Here is a 17,408-nt window from a genome sequence, read left to right on the forward strand (position 1 = left end):
TAGACTTTACGAGCTCAAGTCGCGTTGAGGAGTGAGCGCAGAATACGACACCATGTGTATTTTTATATTATCAACAGAAAAGTAAAAACACCTAATTCTAAAAGGACATAAAAACAGGGGATAAATGGTGTTTTTAAGTTATTTTCGTGGATTGTTTTTTGTTTAAATAGCCCAGATAAATTTATTGAAAAAGCATGTCAATTGTATATACAAATCAATATCGCTTGAATATACCCGAGGTATATTGAAACGACTATTTTTCTGTTTAACTCTGCCTTCGTCCCGAATTCTGTTAGCTAATTTCCGGCATGGTTCCATGAAGTTAGTTCTGGTTTCGTCACGAACATAATAATTTAACGATATGCAATCCGGAAAGTCATGATTCCTACGGCTTTTCAATCCAAATGGGAGACCAATATGAAACCGAACAACAAAACAAACAAACAAAGTCACACAAGAAATGCGCAAACAAGTGCTTTGTGTGGGCTATTGTTACTCGCTCTTACCGCCAATGCGGTTGAGCAAAAACAGGAAGTTGGCAGCGCGACGAGTGTCATTCGCAGCCTTGCCGAGAAATTCACCAATCCCAATCGAGCAACCGGATTGCGTTCTGGAGAACAAGATTTGGCGAAAAATCAACACCTGAATACACAGATTAGCGACTACCAATTTAAAGATGGCAACCTGTCCGTCACCGGTCAAATAAAAGGCGATGCAAAATCGAGTTTTTATCTCAAAGGCTCCGCTTCAAATGTTAGTGGCTATCTCATCAAGCATAAAGAGAGAAAAGCGTGGGAATACAGTACCGATACACGAGGTATCGTCAGTGTGACAGAAGTTCCCATCAGCAAAGTCGTACCCGATCTGGATGAGAAATGGTTAAAGGCCACGACCATCAATAATCTCGCAGGCGCAATTCATCCCGTTTACAGCAGTATGGCTTTGCGTCAAGCAAAACATATCGGTCCGTACAACAATGAAGATGTCACTAAATTAGAAAGTAAGCCTGGAAGCCCTTGGGTTTTTTATCTCAATCATTCCGCAGTCATGAGTGGATCAACTCCTCTCAATGGTGTGACGAAAGAGAATATGTATCGTGCGTGGCAAATCGTTGCGGACCAATACTCGATGTACAACATTAATATCACCACTAATCCTGCAGTTTATAACGCAGCGAAGTCTGCCAATATTTTACGTACTGGCGTGATTAATTTTGTCAATCAGGATGGCCGCTCTAACGCACCACTCAGCTCTTTCGGAACAACATCCGCAGGAACACTATATCGCAATCCCTCGAGTGGTTTTGACTACGGCTATGGAATTGGTATGACCGCTGCACATGAGGTCGGTCATCAAATGGGCATGAATCATGATCACGGCGGCACCGGTGGTGAGTATTTCGAAGGGATCGCAGCTTATCAATGGGGACCGATCATGGGTAATTACTGGATGGGTGCTAACTGGGCGGCAAGTCGTTGGACTTGGAGTAAAGGCGAATACAACACGGCAACCAATTTCGAAGACGATTTGCGAATTATGAACGTCAACGAATCGATTCCTTATGTCGTGGACGATAATCCGTCGGGTAAAGCTCTAAACATTGATGCTGCAGGAAATATCAGCCCGACGACGAATTTTGGTCAAATCGAAAAAACAGCAGATACTGATGCATTTACATTTACGGTAACCGGCAATGGCAAGCTGGATCTCAAAATTGACCCTATTGAATATTTTGGGATGCTTGATGTCGACGCAAAAATTTACACTGCAGCGGGAACATTGATCGCGAGTAGTAATAAGGCTGTCAACCGATCTGCGGAATTTATTGCCCTCAACTTATCAGCCGGCGACTATCGTTTAGTGGTCGCTGGAGGAGCCGAAGGAACACCGCAGAACGGCTTTTCGAATTATTCCTCATTGGGTTACTATGCAATGAAAGGCACGCTGACTGGGAGCACACCACCAGCCGACGTCATGTTAACGAGTGGCGTTGGTTTGGCCAATCAGAGCGCGGCGACCGGGGTTTGGAAATACTATGCAATTGATGTTCCCGCCGGCAAAACTAGCGTTACATTCGCGTTAAACGGAGCCAATGGTGATGCGGATCTCTACACGCAACTTGCGACCAAGCCGACCAGTGCCAGTTTTAAATGCAAATCAGACGGTGCAACATCAGTTGAAACTTGCTCAATCAACGCCCCCTCCCCTGGTCGTTATTATGTCGGGGTCTACGCCTATTCTGCGTTTAGTGCATTGACGGTCAAAGCCACCATCAATTAATCGAAGCCGCAGTTGAATGGAGCAGCAAGTTTGATGTGACACTGCCCCACCTAATGCGACAAATCATTAAGCCGAAGTATCGTTTTATGTACTTCGGCTTTTTATTTATCGCGAATCAGAGAGAGATCTTCACGGAAGAAATAAACCCTACATTTTGTAGGTTATAATAGCGTGCTTCGTATCTAGTAAGAAAGAAAACATGTCTCAATTACCTCCCTGTCCCTTATGCGGAATGGAAAACACCTACCCAGATGATGATAACTACGTTTGCGCAGATTGTGGAAACGAATGGGCAATATTAGCTGCCGTCGAAGAATCAGACGAACGCATCGTTAAAGATGCGAATGGCAATGTATTGGCAGACGGTGATGCCGTCGTCTTGATTAAAGATTTGAAAGTCAAAGGCTCGTCAATAACTTTGAAGCAAGGAAGTAAAGTAAAAAGTATTCGCTTAGTCGGTGGCGACCATGAAGTTGACTGCAAAATGGACACAGGTAATTTTATGCTTAAAGCCTGCTATCTCAAAAAAGTCTAAAGCATTTATCCCCAAGTTAGGCACGTCAATCCAATTCTGACGTGCCGGCTTTCAAACACACAAATCGATACTCGATCAACTCCCAAGTCGCACTTCAATATTGAATAAGCTTACAAAATCACACTCAAAAACTGTATAAAAAAACATTTTTTATTGTTATTTTGCATTATCATGTCGTTGTAGCAAGCGAGTCGCTATTTTTTTTCACATGGCACCTAAAGCTCTCGCTACTCTCGATGTTCAACTATCTCTAGTGAATTTCAATAGGATCAATTCATGGCTTCGCTCTACAAAAACGCGATTAAATTTCTGACAGCACTGTTAGCCATCACGGCACTACTTCTCGGATTTGCTTATGATGCTTTCCCGCACACACCTGCTTGGCAGGTCCTGTTTTACTCACTCATTGCCATTGCTATTTTCTGTACATTGGCGTTTGTCGCCATCGTGATTCAAATGCGCCTCAATCAGACCATAATTAAAGCAGGAGGGATAGATCCAGCATGGTTCTGGTTCAAAGCAAATCCACCCGGTTTTGCAAATAAATCTCCAACCAAAAAGCGATAAGTAACAAACACCGTATACCAACAGCCAAATAGCACTTATGCATCGGGTGATTTGATGACCATCCATAGCATCAAGAGAACTGCGATCAGGACAGCAATTGAAGAAATCGAAAGTAGAGGCTCCAATTTTTCTTCAGTTACAAACCGACCATACAGTAAAAATAAGCCTGTTCCAATTCCGACTGCACCTAGATGATGTAATACAAATTGAAGCCTCGCTATTCCACTACGCAAGCCTGTTAGCCACAATTTGTGGACGATGGCATAGATCATCGACACCACAAAACCGATTAGCAATATATGCGCATGCGTGACGTGTTGTGCATGGTCTTTACTGGCCGCCATCACGATTCCCAAACACATCCCAATTGCTGCAAACCCCAAAGCTGAAATCAAGTATTTACGATCAAATCGCATCTTGCTCCCCCCCTTATCTTGTCAAATGGTTTCGAATTATTTGATTCTGACTATCCCCATCTCTTCCAACATCACTGGCCTAGCTACGAATAGCCGCAACCAGCATAGGCGTGACCAAACTATTTGTCCAATTAATCTTAAAAGCGATATTCAATAACCAGCTTCACCAAGCTTAAAGAGTCAATATGCGTCAATCCGACAATGATCGATTAAACAACCATTCGGCAATAATCAAATTGGGGACCCAACATAACCAAGAGATAATCGGATACCAAAACGAAAATGACAAACCAAAGATCAAGATTAAAGGGAGATATATGCGCAAGCTAAGCGCAGCGAGACTTAGTGCAAAATTACGTATCATCCACCGCTGATGAGCATTGATGTCGCCAATGCGAATCGAACGGTAGGCGCTCAAGCCCGTATACAACCAAAGCAACGCCAATATGCCGAAACCCAAGTTCGAGGCAATGCCACCATACGCTGTGTTAGCCATCACTAAACCGGAGACGCCGCCTAGAAGTACGCCCAAACACAAATATATTTTTCCTAAACGACGATGCCAAATCGGAAAAATTGCACGTAACTGAGTTGAGAACTGAAATGGACCAATTAAGAGCGCAAGACAAGAAGCAAAGATATGGGTATACACGATTGCTCGATGCTGTTCAAAATTAGTGCGCATGTCGGGATGTACCAAAGATCCGAGGGGGAACGCTGCATACGCCACCACTGCATAAGCAGCGATCGCAACACTCGACAAACACATCAGAAAATACAGCGGCTTTCGCAGTTTCATTTTTTCCCTTGTTGTATTTCTAGTCTTTCAGTCAGCATCGCATGTAGTTTGGGTTCTGGTTTCCAATAATTCGGCCCCTTCATTACTTTTCCTCGCTCATCATAAATAGGCTGCCCATCCGCACCCAATTTAGAAAGATTCGACTGCATAATAATGTCCAACACCTCATCCAATGGCAAACCAAATTTTGCCATTTCCGACGCGCAATAAACCTGAATATCACCAAGCAAATCCGCAAGCATCGTCAATACTTCAACTGTATCGCGCCCTGTTTTTTGCGCCTCAATAATTTCATCAATTTCGTGCACTTCTTCAATCAAAATATCTTTGAAAGCGGCCATCCGTTCTGCGGCTGGCACGCCAACATCAAGCGTCGGCGCGACACTCACAGGCAATTTATACATGCCGTTAAATTGTTTAATATGCTCGGAAAATACACTCATTATTCTGCTTCCCCCACAATAAAAATATTCATTCAATACACATGTCCAACTAGAGAAAACAAGGCAATAATGATTCCCAAGCTCACCCGCGATGTTGCGACATTCCGCATACCCTTACGGCTCTTTACGGCGCATTCTAAATGTAAGCCAACGCCCCAGAGAATCGTAAACAACTTGGGGGTGTCAGTCACATCAGGAATCCATTTCCAACAGTGATTTTCTATTCTTGCACAATACGTTTTAAGCGAACAATGCGGTCCACTAACGTTTAACCCACCACCAGCGCAGTAGAAAGAAAATGAGGCCGAGTCCCAACCAACGAAACGCCATGAGGGTGTCGCGCCATGAATTTTCACCAATACCCGACCAGACCTGAATATGAATCGACTCGATATCGATATTTTCGGCTTTGATGAGACTCAGCATGGGCCGCACAGCACGGGTTTCTTTGAAGCGCGTTGGTGCACTCACCTTGGTCAATTCAAGCGCCTCACCCGCCTTGACATTGAGCTTTGAGAGACCGGGTAGCACGACAATGTTTGCGGCACCTTCGGTAGTAGCCCACCCCGTCGTCCACAAGGTACTCACATCGCCATGCTGTTTTGCCTTACCCTTCAAGGTCACTACCATACTATAGGGACCTTTATCTTTATCCGCATTTATTCGGTCGCCAGTCCAGTCTTCCGTCGTCGCGGTCAAAGCATCAATCGGACTCATTGGCTGAAAATTCGCAGCTGGCGGCTTAAAGTTAGCAAATTTAGCGATCTGCTCCGCTGTCAAATTGATTTCCACTTCCAAGCGGCGACCATATTCACTCGATTGTTTTTTGCTTTGCGCATGAACCGATTGCACACTCAGTACACATACCATAATGCTCAGAAATACATAACTGCATTTGTTTGCAATGAAGCGCGAGTATGCATGCTCGGTCAATGTCAATTGATCCGTGCTTTCGCACAAGCGTTTTTTTATCAAGGACAGCATGATTCACAGATTGTAAAATTGAAAAGTCTAGAGCCTATCATTTTTAATCTGACTTTTCACTTTTTTAAAATTAATCTGTTGGATTCTCTCCGACCTGTACAAGGGGTTGGCGCTTTAAGCCTTTTACTGCATTCGTCATCACATCGAAGAACTGTTGGTGGCCAAAGCGCGCTGACAGTTTTTTTCCAGCCACACTGAGACGCGATCGCAAACTCGAATCGCTGACCAAAATCTCTAATTGTTCTGCCAGCGCATTGACGTTTCGCACGGAAAACTTCAGGCAATTTTCGCCATGCCGCCAACCGACTTCGTCATATACCGGCAAATCAGCCAAGATAACAGGCAAACCCAAACTCGCAGCTTCTAATGCCGCAATACCAAAGGTTTCATCGGCCGACGGGAAGCACGCGATATCAGCTTGGGATAAATACTCATTGCGCTGTGTTTCACTGACTCCACCAGTCCATTCCAAGACGCTGGGAAATTTATGCAAAAAATCTTGAATTACGGGTCCAAAGGTATCCACGTTTTTTAGACTACCCACAAAACGTCCTTTGATCTTGTATTTTTTTCCAACAATGAGGATGGCCTGTGCAAGGTCTAATTGGCGCTTACGGCTGTACACCGACCCCAAACAAATGATCGATAAGCGGGCGCCGTCTACTTTCGGCGCCATCTGAATATGTTGACTCAAGTCCGTCACAGCACAGTGCGCGAAATGCAATCTCGAAGCCGGAAGGTGATACAAAAAACTTTGAAAGACCTGCTTTATTTGCCAATCTGAATCAAAGATTAGAACGTCCGGTTTCGAAAATGCATTAATCAATTTGCGCGGCGTATCGGGAATATTCAATAAAGCAGTTCTTCCTTCATGCACCCAAAATACAATAGGTATTTTTCCATACAAATGGTCAATGTACGCTCGATCAATTAAAGTATTCACTAAGGCAAAGTCATAATCGCCAGGTAGCTTAGTTTCAACCAAAGGACAAAATCCTGCTTCACGTAATGCCGCGCCATGTTCTGCCATGGCTTTGTCTCTTAGTGCAATGTCGACTTGCCAGCCTAGGGTATGCACCCAATAATGCAATATCGTTTTTAAGATAGCCGCCGCACCGTTCAAATCAAACGAATGGGTAATCACCAACAATTTCATAAACTCTATTCCTGTTTTATCTCGACTAACAATGCATCTAGGATCTGCAAAAATCTACAAAGCCAGATGTTCAAGCACTTGATCCCACACAACTCGGTACTACTCGGCACCACTTAATTTCAAACCGATAATTCCTAACAAGATCAATAACAAACTCAAAATCCGCGCAAGACTTGCGGCCTCGTTGAACAACACTATGCCAAATATGGCAGTTCCGATTGCACCGACGCCAACCCACACGGCATAGGCAGTTCCAACCGGCAGCGTTTTCATCGCCCATCCCAGTAGAACAACGCTCACGAGCATGGCTGCAAGGGTCACAACACTAGGCCAGAATTTACTCAGTCCATCGGAATACTTGAGTCCAATCGCCCAAACAATCTCGAACAATCCTGCCGTAATTAATATGAACCAATTCATCGTCTGCTTCTCCTAATGGAAATCGTCTCGCTTGCAAGTTAGATGCAAGGCCCGTGATGATGGTATTGCTCTCATCATGCCAATCTTGATTTGAGTCGCAGGAAATCGATTCAAGATGCTGATCCCGATGCTTGAATCTGTAGTTCGGATAAGGCGCGAAGTGCTTGCTCTGTTTTAGCAATCGGCACAAATAGATGGTCATGAAATCCACCAGCAATCACATTGCAACTTATCCCAGCTTGCGTTAGAGCGCTGGCGAATGCTGCCGTCAAACCGACTGCTTGCAAATCTGAATGGACCTGCAAGGTAATCCAAGATGCGCGAAACAAGATCGTCAAATTTGCCTCAATTGCAAGGTTTTCGGGCACAACAACAGTCATCCCTTCTGACTCACGCATTAGTCCAATGCATTCTGGCGGAATTGCTGCTTGATTTGGAAGAACACAAAAAACAAAGACACCTGGATTCAAACGCGGCTGCATTGACCGTAACAACTGATTTAGGTCCGTGACAGCCGAGGAAATACTTTCAAAGTCCTGATTTTTGTCATCTTTTTTCATCGAATTTTGCATTGATTTTGCGATCCAAGCGGCATACTACTCTCTTCACTTAGTTCATGCCAGTCTTCCATTTCTTGGCTGATTCCTATTTTACTAAGAGCAAAAGCCCCAGCGCCATGGATGCTTGTTCGAAGCATTGATGGGCGACTGGGGCTTTTGAACCGATACAGGTTCACGTCAGTTAAAAATACTTGAGGCAAATGACTTTACCAAAGCGAGAGAGTTGCCGCAGCATTTATTTGCAGGTCCCTTCGCCTCAATACCAAGAATGTGCCGACAAAGATGGCAAGATCTTCAATCCGTCAACATCACGCGATAACTAGGATTTCATACGCACAAATCAATCAAGTCGAATTCAAGGATATCAAGCACCCTTTCGGGCAACTGAAGCAATTCAATTGGCTTGACAATCACTCCTAACATGTTCTGCTGTTCGACTTGCGCTAAATCGAGATACTGGTCGGTATTCACCAAGCAAATGAATGGAATCGTCATTTCCTCTTCGCTAAACAATCCTTTCAAAATACTCTGAATATCATCGTTGTCTTGCGAATCGAATAGGACTACGTCGGGCTGAACCGCTTTCATCAAATCCACGGCTTTATGGAGAGAGTTGCAATAGTACACACTCAAGTTTGCCATAGAGCCCAAGACTAGCCCTTGCATGTTTAGCTGCTGTTGATCTTCATTAATGCATAAAATACTGCGCCATTTTTTGCGACTTGGCATCGTAACCTCTTGGCGAATTGTTGAGAAAGCAGGCTTGTGAGAATGGCTTTGCAATGTAAGCATTAAAACTCTTCCCAATCAATATCAGCAGCACCAGTTGCCAATGCTGGCGCGCGATTTGCCAACGCGGGCTTTAACATCGTCGAGCCAGCCGCACGCACTTGCTTAGCGACCTTTTTTACCGCGGGTTTGACTGTCCCATTCAAATTCGATGCCCGAACTGCTTGTGGTTTATTATTAGTTTTGCTAGTGGTGGTCAGATCATTCAATTGTACAAGTGCATCGATTTTAAACACGCTCACAACTTCCGATAGACTGCGTGCTTGTTCTTGCATCGATTCAGCAGCTGCCGCAGCCTCTTCAACCAGAGAAGCATTTTGTTGGGTTACGTTGTCCATTTGAATGATTGCAACGTTAATTTGTTCTATCCCCGAGGTTTGCTCTTGGCTTGCTGCCGTAATCTCGCTAATCACATCGCTCACGCGCTGAACACTGACGACAATTTCGTTCATCGTAGTGCCGGCTTCCTCAACCAACTTACTGCCCTCCGCAACCTTGTTGACCGAGTCATCAATAAGATGCTTGATTTCTTTTGCAGCGGCCGCTGAGCGTTGCGCCAGAGTTCGAACTTCCGATGCGACCACCGCGAATCCGCGACCTTGTTCACCAGCACGTGCAGCTTCAACTGCTGCATTCAAAGCCAAGATATTAGTTTGGAAAGCGATGCCATCAATCACACTAATAATATCTACTATTTTTTTCGAGGAATCATTGATTGAACCCATCGTGTCGACCACTTTCGCCACGACAGTGCCGCCACGCGTCGCGACCGTTGAAGCGGAACTTGCTAATTGATTAGCTTGGCGTGCATTGTCAGCATTTTGTTTAACAGTGCTGGTGAGCTCTTCCATGGAAGAGGCCGTTTCTTCCAGTGAACTCGCTTGTTCTTCGGTACGAGAAGACAAATCCATATTCCCTGCGGCGATCTCTGTCGATGCGGTCGCGATGGTGTCGGTTCCAGAACGCACTTGCGAGACGATATTTAAGAGACTTTGATTCATCTCCTGCAGTGCACTCATCAACTGCCCTGTTTCATCTTTCGATTGAATTTCTATTTGTGCCGTGAGATCCCCTTCGGCTACACGACGAGCGAACGCCACAGCTTGATTCAGTGGGCGAGTAATCGAATTAGAAATGTAGATCGCCAAGAGAATTGAGATACAGATAGCTATGGCGGAGATACCAATGATCCAATTCATGTCCGAACGCGCATCCAATTCCGCTGCGGTTGCCGATTCCTCCATCAATTTTTGTTGATATGTGATCAGCTTATCCAGTGCAGCGAAATAATTCAGTTGGATACCACGTGTCTCGCCACTCAAGAGAGTCAATGCCTGCTCTTTGTCGCCGGCCTTGGTCAAATTTAAAAACTTTGTTCTAGACGCAATAAATTTCTCCCGCACGTCCATCAACTCTTTGATCAGTTCACGCCCTTTGACAGACGTGATGCTTTGGTCGAGTTTTTCAAGATTTTTTGCGATGATTTGCGCACTCTCTTCAATATTGGCATACTCACCCTTCAGCACCTCTGGATCAGTCAACAACAAGAGATTACGCAAATTGCGCGCGTTCTCATTTAATCCATCTTTAATCGTATGCAACATCACTATTTTTGGATAACGATCTTTGTCGGTCAAATCCATTTCATTTTTTAGCTGCGCCAGCCCTTGGTAACTGACAATCGAGAGTATCACCAACACAAGGATAATGAAGGAAAAAGCGATGGCGAGTTTTTGCGCTACTTTCAAATTTTTGATATTCATTTTTTTCTCACTTTGAAGCATTAGTTCAGTTTGGCTTAGTTTGCTAGATTGGCTGATCTAAGCCAAAACGCCGACTTCGCATTTTTCCGACAAATTTAGTTGCCCAATTTGTGCGCTATTGATCATCCGCGCGATGTCGACAACGATCAACATTCGCGAGTCTAAGCTTCCCAAACCCAGTAAATAATTTGAATCGACCAATTCCTGAATCATCGGTGCGGGCTTGATGTCATTCGGAGCCAAAGTCACGACGTCTGACACGCTATCAACCACGATACCTGTGAGCTTTTCAGCCAGATTGACAATGATGACGACCGTCAAATCGTCATAATGTTGCGGCCCCATACGCAACTTAATACGCATATCGAGAATGGGCACAATGATGCCGCGCAAATTGATCACGCCTTTGACATAATCGGGTGAATTGGCGATATGCGTCACCGTCTCATAGCGTCGCAATTCCTGCACGTTCTGAATATCGATGGCGTACTCTTCTTCGCCAATTTTGAAGCTCAAGTAGTCATTCGGGCCATCTTGCGTGAGAGATGCATGATCGGCTTCGATCGATTGGTTTTCCATGATCTTTCCTTGTTTCAAATGAGGTGTCGTCAAGCGTCAATGAACCAGGCAAGCTGACAATACGCATGCGGGGGACAATGCCAACGATAAAATTAAATGAAATTCGGCGGAATGGGCCGTTTGAAGCGGTTTGCTGCGTGGGTATAGGCAGCGATGTGTGCTCTTGTCACACTCACGACAATCTTGGGTGAGTGCAAGTCCGAGTAATTCGTTCGGATCTATTCAAACTGTAGCGACAGTATAAATGACATTGCCACACAGAAACTATCGAGATTGTGAACAAGCGTTAAATCTGCTTCGATTATTTTTTATGTGCCTGTTGCTGTTCTGCAAACATAGTACTAAATGCACTGAATAACTCGGACGCCTGAATAAGTTCACTCGCAACCTCGTGGATCTTAGCTCGATGAGATCTTGAATATTTTCGGAGCATCTCAAAGCTCGTGTCGCGATCGACATTAAATTTTCCCATCAAAAGTCCGACTGCAATGCTGGTCTCCCGCGCGGCATTTAATGCCGTCGTCAAATCAATCTCTTTACGCCGCAGTCGCTTAATCTCATTCGCTCGGGCTAGTCCTGCCAATACTGCAGGAGCGATTTGTTGAATATCGTAGGGCTTCACAATATAGCCGACAGCGCCAAAATCGGCGGCTTGTTGCACTAATTCGGCCTCGCTAGAACCAGAAATAAACATACAAGGAAGTCCGGCAGCGGCGTCTAATTGTTTTGCCAACTCGAGGCCGTTCATATCCGGCATATGCATATCCAATAGCGCGAGATCACAAGGCGTTTGCTGTGCCACTAGTAAGGCCTCATGTCCGCTATGAGCCTCTATCACTGCAAAATTCGAATTGTGCAAAATCAAACTCAGTGCCGACAAAGCAAGCGCATCATCATCTACAACGAGTAATTGCACCGGCTTTTTTGCGTTTTCTTGTGTCATAAATTTCCTTCCACTATGAGGAACGTGCGAATAGGCACTACCTATCTCAAACCATTATTTCAAGCGACTTCCCAATGGAATTTATTCAAACTTTCTCTGATTACCATTGTCTAGGCTAAACCAGGTCATTTATTGACGCATGACCCGCAATCTTAAAAAAATGAAACCAAGCAAAAATTAAGGAGAAAACCGAGCCACGACGCCCCCTACCAAGTACAGGATGCTTGCGAGCGCGGTCCCGTAAAAAGGCACGCGAAACCAATATCGTCTCGCTAAAGCGAACATGCAAGCGACATAAATGAAACCGATGACAAGCAAAAAATCTTGTTTGAAGAAAAAATCGGGAACGATGGTTACAAAATAGAGAAAAAGAGCGCCATACAGCATCGCACCAAGACTATGACTTGCATGAAAACCGAGTCCCGCCCGCCATAAAGTCGTTTGTCTCGTCAGACGCGGCGAATTCGATTGCATCAGATCTAGCAAGTGGTCGTCGCGTGGATAGAAAACTCGGCTAAAGAAACTAAGGTAGAGATGGATACTACCCAAAACCAAAAATATCAATGCACTCATGCCGATTAGTATAGATCCTAATCCACTCATTGCTCGCTCCTCTACCTTATCACCGATTGTTTTCCACTTTACACTCGAAATTTCACACACTTAGCTTAGTTCGATGCCTCACTTCTAGATAGGGACATAAAACGCGCATCCTTGCCATAACTTTCAAGTTTGATCTGCTTATCTGTAGCCAGTACGACAACTTGAAATCCATAACGAGACCAATAACTTGTCGAATCTTGAACCGCAACTAAACATGCCTGAGGCCAGGCTTGCGTCGACAATGTCACGAAAAATTGGTCAACCAACAATTTGCCAACTTGCTTGTTGCGCCAGTCGGGATGGACTGAAAGATCGTGCAGATACAAGCAATCTGGCGTCGGTGGCAATTCACATTCCCTTGCATTTAATTGGGGTGGTGCACTACTTGTCCACGGTAAGGAGAATAGGTAACCGACCATGCTGTGGTCTGCAAGCGCAATAAAACAAGTATCGGGGGAAGCAAACCATTTCGCTACAAGTGAAGTCTTCGATTCAGGAATATTCCCCCGATAGCATCGTGCTTGTATTTGCATCACACCTTCGAGGTCTTCCAGTTGCATTTTTCTGATTGTAAGCATTGAGTCTCTGAGCGCTTATTTGTTGATATGTGTCTAGGAAAAATAGCGAAGCTTTGACATTCTATGTAGGGAACGACATCGTCAAAGAAACGACGATCAACTCCGCACCTTCAAAGTTTGTCGCAACATACGAAGCTGCTCCTGTACGAATTCGACTTCGACGGGACGTTCACAAGAATTAATCAGTAGTCGCTTGTCTTCACCTCGGGCCGCAACCAAATAGATTTTTCCCGTTGCCAGCGTGGTGCCGCAAGCAGCGCTACTGATGGAAGTGAATACCGTTTCAATTCGGCGAGACTGTCCCTTGAAAACTTCATACACTTCAAATCGAAAACTCCGATGACTATCGGTTCCTCGGGGCGCTATACTTGCCTGCACCTTGCCCACGAAGATTTTCTGAGAATCGCGCAACATTTGTTCGACTTGTTCTTTGTCACTCGGATTGGAGACAACGCACGAACAGGCCAAACATTCGGCGATAGTAAAAAAAAGACTAAAAAAGAGTAAAGAAGCTTTTGTCTTTTGATGTACTCGCATAGTCGTTCTTCCTTAATTTTTCTAGCGTTTTTTCTGACAGAAATCACCCTACATTTTCATACGGTAGGCAATCTGCTTGGACTCCCACACTAGTGCATAATTTGAGCAGCTAGCTGATGAGAACCAGAGTCGCTCCTCTCGGACCCGCAATACTCCTTTTACAAACGGATCTTGCTGCCTAAATGCCAGCCAATGATCAATTCCGTGCTGATCGATTCCGTCGAGTCCGTTCTGAGATCCCTATCATAAATCATTTACCGTTTACTGGGATAGTCAAGCTTAAGCACGGTTCGCTCACCCTTGCGACAAGGAGTGCTTGGAAGCTTTTAAAAGCCACGCGATATTTCTGAGTAAGGTGATGCCACTACGCAATTGAGCATTGCGTTCCAGCCGACATTTTGCGACCAGTATGTCACTCACTGCCGAACGTTCAAAGCGCGATTCTGATTCCATCGTTGATGATGCGAATATTGCCCCAACGATTGCACGCCAACTCGACGATACCATTAACCAAAGATACTCGCTTCGCAGCGTAAATCGACCGCATGCTTGTCTTAATTTACCAAATAAGCAATACTTCATTCATTTAGCTGACTTGATGCTATTCACACACTAGGCACAGGCAGAAACGACAAACATCGCATGACCAACTAGGAGAACGCTATGGGTCTATGGAACAAGCTCAGTAACGAATTTATCGATATCATCGAATGGATGGACGACAATCCAGCGGTGATGGTACACCGCTTTGAGCGCTACCAAAATGAAATCAAAATGGGAGCCAAACTGACCGTTCGCGAAGGCCAAGTCGCGGTAGTGGTGAACGAAGGCCAAATGGGCAAAGGGCAAGTCGCTGACATTTTTATGCCTGGCATGTATGAATTGAGCACAGAAAATATGCCTCTTTTGAGTACGATTAAAGGATGGAAATATGGCTTCAATAGTCCTTTCAAGGCAGAAGTTTACTTTTTTAAAACGACTCGATTTACCAATCTAAAATGGGGAACAGCGGGTCCTGCAACGATGCGAGATCCTGAGTTTGGCGTTGTCCGTGTCACCGCCTTCGGAATTTATACCTTGCGTATTCGCGACGCAAAAACAGTACTACTCGAGTTGGTTGGCACACAGGCCGACTTTACCATTCAAGACATCGAAGAAAATCTGCGCGGAAAAATCGGCTTACGGATTAAAGAGGTCATGCCTGAAATTGGTGTACCGGTTATCGACCTAGAGAGTAAAGTCAGCGTCGTTGGCCAGCGAATTCAAGAAAAGATCGCTGCTGACTTTGAGCAATACGGACTAGAACTCTGTGAAGTACAGGTGCAAGACATTGGCCTACCAGAAGAAGTAGAAAAAGCAATCGATCAGCAAGGCGCGATGCGTGCGATTGGTAACATGCAACAATTCGCGCAATATCAAGGAGCGCAAGCACTACGCGATGCCGCACAGAACCCAGGCATGACCGGCGCAATGATGGGCGTTGGTGTGGGAGGAATGCTCAATCAAAGTATGGGTAATTTGTTTCAAGCGAATGCCAACAATGGACAAACCGTTGGCACGACACCACCACCCTTGCCGGGAGCGCAAGCGTACTTTGTTGCGATCAATGGCGCACAAGCTGGACCGTTTGAGCGCGCTGCTCTGCAAAGTCAAGTCGCGAATGGAACCTTAACGCGCGACAGCTTAGTCTGGTGTCAAGGAATGCCAACATGGGCAAAAGCCGGTAGCCAAGTCGATTTAAACGACTTATTTGCCGCGCTGCCACCACCGCTGCCACCACAATAATCTTTGCCTAGCCAACCATCGATCATAAACCAACAGAGTCTCACTTGGATTGTGGTCGATTTACGTCTTACTTTGATTCTCATCGTTTCTTCGGAATAGCTTGTGACAACAAAAACCTATCCATGCTCGCTGTGCGGCGCAAAACTTGAATTTTCACCTGGTCAGCATGCGCTGAAGTGCCCTTACTGCGGCGGGCAAAATCAGATTGAGGTGGATGCGAGCGTTCAATCGGTCAGTAACGAAGAACTCGACTACCAAGACTACTTAAACAAACAAGCGGGCAATGAAGCCGTCATCGAACAGCAAACCGTCAAATGTACAGCCTGCGGAGCACAATCCCAATTTGGGCAACATATCGTCTCCGACCGTTGCCCATTTTGTGCAGCGCCAATGATCGCAGCGAACGCCTATTCCAAACGACAAATCCAACCTAAAGCAATCGCCCCATTCGATGTTAAAGAAAGCGAAGCCAGAAAAAAATTTAGTGATTGGGTAGCGGGATTATGGTTTGCCCCGAATGCGCTTAAACGCGCCTATCGAGCTGATCGTGGGTTAAAAGGGATTTACACACCTTATTGGACTTATGATGCGGAATCGCATACGACTTATCAAGGGCAACGAGGGGATGATTACACCGTCACAGAAAATTATATCCAAGATGGCGAAACCAAAACACGACAGGTAACAAAGACCGATTGGACTTTCGTCGCTGGCGAAGTCGACGTCAACTTCGACGATGTCTTAGTCATCGCGTCAAAGACACTTCCGAAACAATATGCGGACAATTTAGCGCCATGGAATCTGAATAAGCTACAAAGCTATCGGGATGAATATGTATCAGGTTTCACGGTCGAAGCTTACCAAATACCCCTCGAGCCAGGTTTTGTTGACGCACGATCGATCATGGAAGACACCATACGCAACACTATTTGTCGCGATATTGGAGGCGATCACCAACGTATCACTGCAATGCAGCCTCGCTATTCCAAGATTAGTTTCAAACACATACTGTTGCCGATTTGGTTATCATCCTACAAGTACGGTGAAAAGACGTATCGCTTTTTAGTAAATGGTCAAACAGGCGAAGTACAGGGTGAACGCCCCTACTCCTATTGGAAAATCGCGGGTGCAGCGTTATGCGTGTTTGCAATGATCATGGTGCTCATCGCGTTTGCGAAAACCAATTAGATCGACCCAAATTCAGCATCGAAGTACGCGGTCTGATGCTTCTTATTTTTTCTGACGAACAGCAACTTGATCAGGACCAAAACAAACCAAACTCATAGGATCGGCCAAGCATTTTTCATATTCTTGGCGCATCTTATGACGCACCTTCAACGCTTCGTCTTTCTCTTTCCAGTTGGAGCTAGCAGTTTTTCCCGCAGATGCTGGCGCAACTACAATTTTTGCAATTGATTGCTGTTCGACTTGTTGCTTGCAAGGGCGATCAGAGTATCGCATTTTTCCTTCCGCACCTCGGCATTGATAGATCTCTGCAGATGAGAGGCTGGGAAGAAAAAGCAAGCTGGAAAGAAATAAACTCTGTATTTTGTTTAATGTCATTGTTTAAATCGAGAAAAAAAGAGAGGCTATCGCGCTTAAACTCCTCTTGAGATTTAGTTCATCCTCAAGCAAACAATGAACAGCACTGTCGCCCCAAAAAATCTACCC

Annotated in this window: 21 protein-coding genes; 5 read left to right on the top strand and 16 right to left on the bottom strand. The window is 45.1% G+C overall.

Annotation, left to right across the window (positions count from 1 at the left end; genetic code table 11):
• The first annotated feature begins 417 nt into the window (after nt 1-417).
• The 3 genes from KDM90_RS17130 to KDM90_RS17140 all read left to right on the top strand — a co-directional run bounded on the left by KDM90_RS17130 (nt 418) and on the right by KDM90_RS17140 (nt 3,382).
• Nucleotides 418-2,280 (top strand): pre-peptidase C-terminal domain-containing protein, encoded by a 1,863-nt coding sequence (locus tag KDM90_RS17130; RefSeq protein WP_212676842.1) that lies wholly within the window; start codon nt 418-420, stop codon nt 2,278-2,280.
• 199 nt (nt 2,281-2,479) lie between these two features.
• Entirely contained in the window at nt 2,480-2,815 is a 336-nt protein-coding gene (locus KDM90_RS17135; protein WP_212676843.1) for a zinc ribbon domain-containing protein YjdM, read from the top strand.
• Between the two features lie 276 nt (nt 2,816-3,091).
• On the top strand, nt 3,092-3,382 hold the full coding sequence (locus KDM90_RS17140) for a hypothetical protein (RefSeq protein WP_212676844.1): 291 nt from the start codon (nt 3,092-3,094) through the stop codon (nt 3,380-3,382).
• Nucleotides 3,383-3,417: 35 nt separating this feature from the next.
• On the opposite strand, the gene KDM90_RS17145 is transcribed toward KDM90_RS17140, so the two are convergent.
• The 15 genes from KDM90_RS17145 to KDM90_RS17215 all read right to left on the bottom strand — a co-directional run bounded on the left by KDM90_RS17145 (nt 3,418) and on the right by KDM90_RS17215 (nt 13,952).
• Complete coding sequence (locus tag KDM90_RS17145; protein WP_212676845.1) at nt 3,418-3,798, bottom strand: hypothetical protein; 381 nt, start codon at nt 3,796-3,798, stop codon at nt 3,418-3,420.
• A gap of 190 nt (nt 3,799-3,988) precedes the next feature.
• Entirely contained in the window at nt 3,989-4,597 is a 609-nt protein-coding gene (locus KDM90_RS17150) for a DUF2306 domain-containing protein (protein WP_212676846.1), read from the bottom strand.
• Entirely contained in the window at nt 4,594-5,040 is a 447-nt protein-coding gene (locus KDM90_RS17155) for a pyrophosphatase (RefSeq protein ID WP_212676847.1), read from the bottom strand. Before KDM90_RS17155 ends, KDM90_RS17150 begins: the two co-directional genes overlap by 4 nt.
• Nucleotides 5,041-5,072: 32 nt before the next feature.
• Nucleotides 5,073-5,231 carry a hypothetical protein gene (locus KDM90_RS17160; protein ID WP_212676848.1) on the bottom strand — a complete coding sequence of 53 codons (159 nt, stop codon included), beginning with the start codon at nt 5,229-5,231 and terminating at the stop codon, nt 5,073-5,075.
• 70 nt (nt 5,232-5,301) lie between these two features.
• The gene (locus tag KDM90_RS17165) at nt 5,302-5,910 is read right to left on the bottom strand and encodes a hypothetical protein (protein WP_212676849.1); all 609 of its coding nucleotides are present in this window, start codon (nt 5,908-5,910) and stop codon (nt 5,302-5,304) included.
• A 184-nt stretch (nt 5,911-6,094) separates the two neighbouring features.
• Complete coding sequence (locus tag KDM90_RS17170) at nt 6,095-7,180, bottom strand: glycosyltransferase family 4 protein (protein WP_212676850.1); 1,086 nt, start codon at nt 7,178-7,180, stop codon at nt 6,095-6,097.
• A gap of 99 nt (nt 7,181-7,279) precedes the next feature.
• A complete protein-coding gene (gene sugE, locus KDM90_RS17175; RefSeq protein WP_212676851.1) occupies nt 7,280-7,600 on the bottom strand; it encodes a quaternary ammonium compound efflux SMR transporter SugE in 321 nt (106 codons plus the stop codon).
• A 110-nt stretch (nt 7,601-7,710) separates the two neighbouring features.
• Nucleotides 7,711-8,160: an ACT domain-containing protein gene (locus KDM90_RS17180; RefSeq protein WP_230409865.1), complete on the bottom strand. Its 450-nt coding sequence runs from the start codon at nt 8,158-8,160 to the stop codon at nt 7,711-7,713.
• Between the two features lie 327 nt (nt 8,161-8,487).
• Nucleotides 8,488-8,889: an ANTAR domain-containing protein gene (locus tag KDM90_RS17185; RefSeq protein WP_212676852.1), complete on the bottom strand. Its 402-nt coding sequence runs from the start codon at nt 8,887-8,889 to the stop codon at nt 8,488-8,490.
• A 62-nt stretch (nt 8,890-8,951) separates the two neighbouring features.
• Nucleotides 8,952-10,712: a methyl-accepting chemotaxis protein gene (locus KDM90_RS18190; protein ID WP_212676853.1), complete on the bottom strand. Its 1,761-nt coding sequence runs from the start codon at nt 10,710-10,712 to the stop codon at nt 8,952-8,954.
• Nucleotides 10,713-10,769: 57 nt separating this feature from the next.
• Nucleotides 10,770-11,291, bottom strand: coding sequence for a chemotaxis protein CheW (locus tag KDM90_RS17195; protein WP_212676854.1), 522 nt, complete (start codon nt 11,289-11,291; stop codon nt 10,770-10,772).
• Nucleotides 11,292-11,592: 301 nt separating this feature from the next.
• Nucleotides 11,593-12,234 (bottom strand): ANTAR domain-containing response regulator, encoded by a 642-nt coding sequence (locus KDM90_RS17200; protein ID WP_212676855.1) that lies wholly within the window; start codon nt 12,232-12,234, stop codon nt 11,593-11,595.
• 177 nt (nt 12,235-12,411) lie between these two features.
• Nucleotides 12,412-12,837: an LIC_13387 family protein gene (locus KDM90_RS17205; protein WP_212676856.1), complete on the bottom strand. Its 426-nt coding sequence runs from the start codon at nt 12,835-12,837 to the stop codon at nt 12,412-12,414.
• 65 nt (nt 12,838-12,902) lie between these two features.
• Nucleotides 12,903-13,415 (bottom strand): GNAT family N-acetyltransferase, encoded by a 513-nt coding sequence (locus tag KDM90_RS17210; protein ID WP_212676857.1) that lies wholly within the window; start codon nt 13,413-13,415, stop codon nt 12,903-12,905.
• A gap of 96 nt (nt 13,416-13,511) precedes the next feature.
• Nucleotides 13,512-13,952, bottom strand: a complete 441-nt coding sequence (locus KDM90_RS17215) for a hypothetical protein (RefSeq protein WP_212676858.1) — start codon at nt 13,950-13,952, stop codon at nt 13,512-13,514.
• Nucleotides 13,953-14,615: 663 nt separating this feature from the next.
• Here KDM90_RS17215 and KDM90_RS17220 point away from each other — a divergent pair.
• The gene (locus KDM90_RS17220; RefSeq protein ID WP_212676859.1) at nt 14,616-15,737 is read left to right on the top strand and encodes an SPFH domain-containing protein; all 1,122 of its coding nucleotides are present in this window, start codon (nt 14,616-14,618) and stop codon (nt 15,735-15,737) included.
• A 102-nt stretch (nt 15,738-15,839) separates the two neighbouring features.
• Nucleotides 15,840-16,925: a DnaJ-like cysteine-rich domain-containing protein gene (locus KDM90_RS17225; RefSeq protein ID WP_212676860.1), complete on the top strand. Its 1,086-nt coding sequence runs from the start codon at nt 15,840-15,842 to the stop codon at nt 16,923-16,925.
• A gap of 42 nt (nt 16,926-16,967) precedes the next feature.
• Here the strand turns inward: KDM90_RS17225 and KDM90_RS17230 are convergent, their stop codons facing one another.
• The gene (locus KDM90_RS17230; protein WP_212676861.1) at nt 16,968-17,300 is read right to left on the bottom strand and encodes a DUF4124 domain-containing protein; all 333 of its coding nucleotides are present in this window, start codon (nt 17,298-17,300) and stop codon (nt 16,968-16,970) included.
• Nucleotides 17,301-17,408 lie beyond the last annotated feature (108 nt).

The organism is Affinundibacterium fentianense (assembly GCF_018139545.1).
GTDB classification, from domain to species: domain Bacteria; phylum Pseudomonadota; class Gammaproteobacteria; order Burkholderiales; family Burkholderiaceae_D; genus Undibacterium; species Undibacterium fentianense.

What these genes read in the sequence shown, in the direction of transcription:
- sugE (WP_212676851.1), bottom strand. Translation starts at nt 7,600, where the DNA reads ATGAATTGGTTCATATTAATTACGGCAGGATTGTTCGAGATTGTTTGG.
- KDM90_RS17180 (WP_230409865.1), bottom strand. Translation starts at nt 8,160, where the DNA reads ATGAAAAAAGATGACAAAAATCAGGACTTTGAAAGTATTTCCTCGGCT.
- KDM90_RS17170 (WP_212676850.1), bottom strand. Translation starts at nt 7,180, where the DNA reads ATGAAATTGTTGGTGATTACCCATTCGTTTGATTTGAACGGTGCGGCG.
- KDM90_RS17145 (WP_212676845.1), bottom strand. Translation starts at nt 3,798, where the DNA reads ATGCGATTTGATCGTAAATACTTGATTTCAGCTTTGGGGTTTGCAGCA.
- KDM90_RS17135 (WP_212676843.1), top strand. Translation starts at nt 2,480, where the DNA reads ATGTCTCAATTACCTCCCTGTCCCTTATGCGGAATGGAAAACACCTAC.
- KDM90_RS17195 (WP_212676854.1), bottom strand. Translation starts at nt 11,291, where the DNA reads ATGGAAAACCAATCGATCGAAGCCGATCATGCATCTCTCACGCAAGAT.
- KDM90_RS18190 (WP_212676853.1), bottom strand. Translation starts at nt 10,712, where the DNA reads ATGAATATCAAAAATTTGAAAGTAGCGCAAAAACTCGCCATCGCTTTT.
- KDM90_RS17165 (WP_212676849.1), bottom strand. Translation starts at nt 5,910, where the DNA reads ATGGTATGTGTACTGAGTGTGCAATCGGTTCATGCGCAAAGCAAAAAA.
- KDM90_RS17150 (WP_212676846.1), bottom strand. Translation starts at nt 4,597, where the DNA reads ATGAAACTGCGAAAGCCGCTGTATTTTCTGATGTGTTTGTCGAGTGTT.
- KDM90_RS17155 (WP_212676847.1), bottom strand. Translation starts at nt 5,040, where the DNA reads ATGAGTGTATTTTCCGAGCATATTAAACAATTTAACGGCATGTATAAA.
- KDM90_RS17220 (WP_212676859.1), top strand. Translation starts at nt 14,616, where the DNA reads ATGGGTCTATGGAACAAGCTCAGTAACGAATTTATCGATATCATCGAA.
- KDM90_RS17200 (WP_212676855.1), bottom strand. Translation starts at nt 12,234, where the DNA reads ATGACACAAGAAAACGCAAAAAAGCCGGTGCAATTACTCGTTGTAGAT.
- KDM90_RS17230 (WP_212676861.1), bottom strand. Translation starts at nt 17,300, where the DNA reads ATGACATTAAACAAAATACAGAGTTTATTTCTTTCCAGCTTGCTTTTT.
- KDM90_RS17130 (WP_212676842.1), top strand. Translation starts at nt 418, where the DNA reads ATGAAACCGAACAACAAAACAAACAAACAAAGTCACACAAGAAATGCG.
- KDM90_RS17215 (WP_212676858.1), bottom strand. Translation starts at nt 13,952, where the DNA reads ATGCGAGTACATCAAAAGACAAAAGCTTCTTTACTCTTTTTTAGTCTT.
- KDM90_RS17140 (WP_212676844.1), top strand. Translation starts at nt 3,092, where the DNA reads ATGGCTTCGCTCTACAAAAACGCGATTAAATTTCTGACAGCACTGTTA.
- KDM90_RS17210 (WP_212676857.1), bottom strand. Translation starts at nt 13,415, where the DNA reads ATGCTTACAATCAGAAAAATGCAACTGGAAGACCTCGAAGGTGTGATG.
- KDM90_RS17205 (WP_212676856.1), bottom strand. Translation starts at nt 12,837, where the DNA reads ATGAGTGGATTAGGATCTATACTAATCGGCATGAGTGCATTGATATTT.
- KDM90_RS17185 (WP_212676852.1), bottom strand. Translation starts at nt 8,889, where the DNA reads ATGCCAAGTCGCAAAAAATGGCGCAGTATTTTATGCATTAATGAAGAT.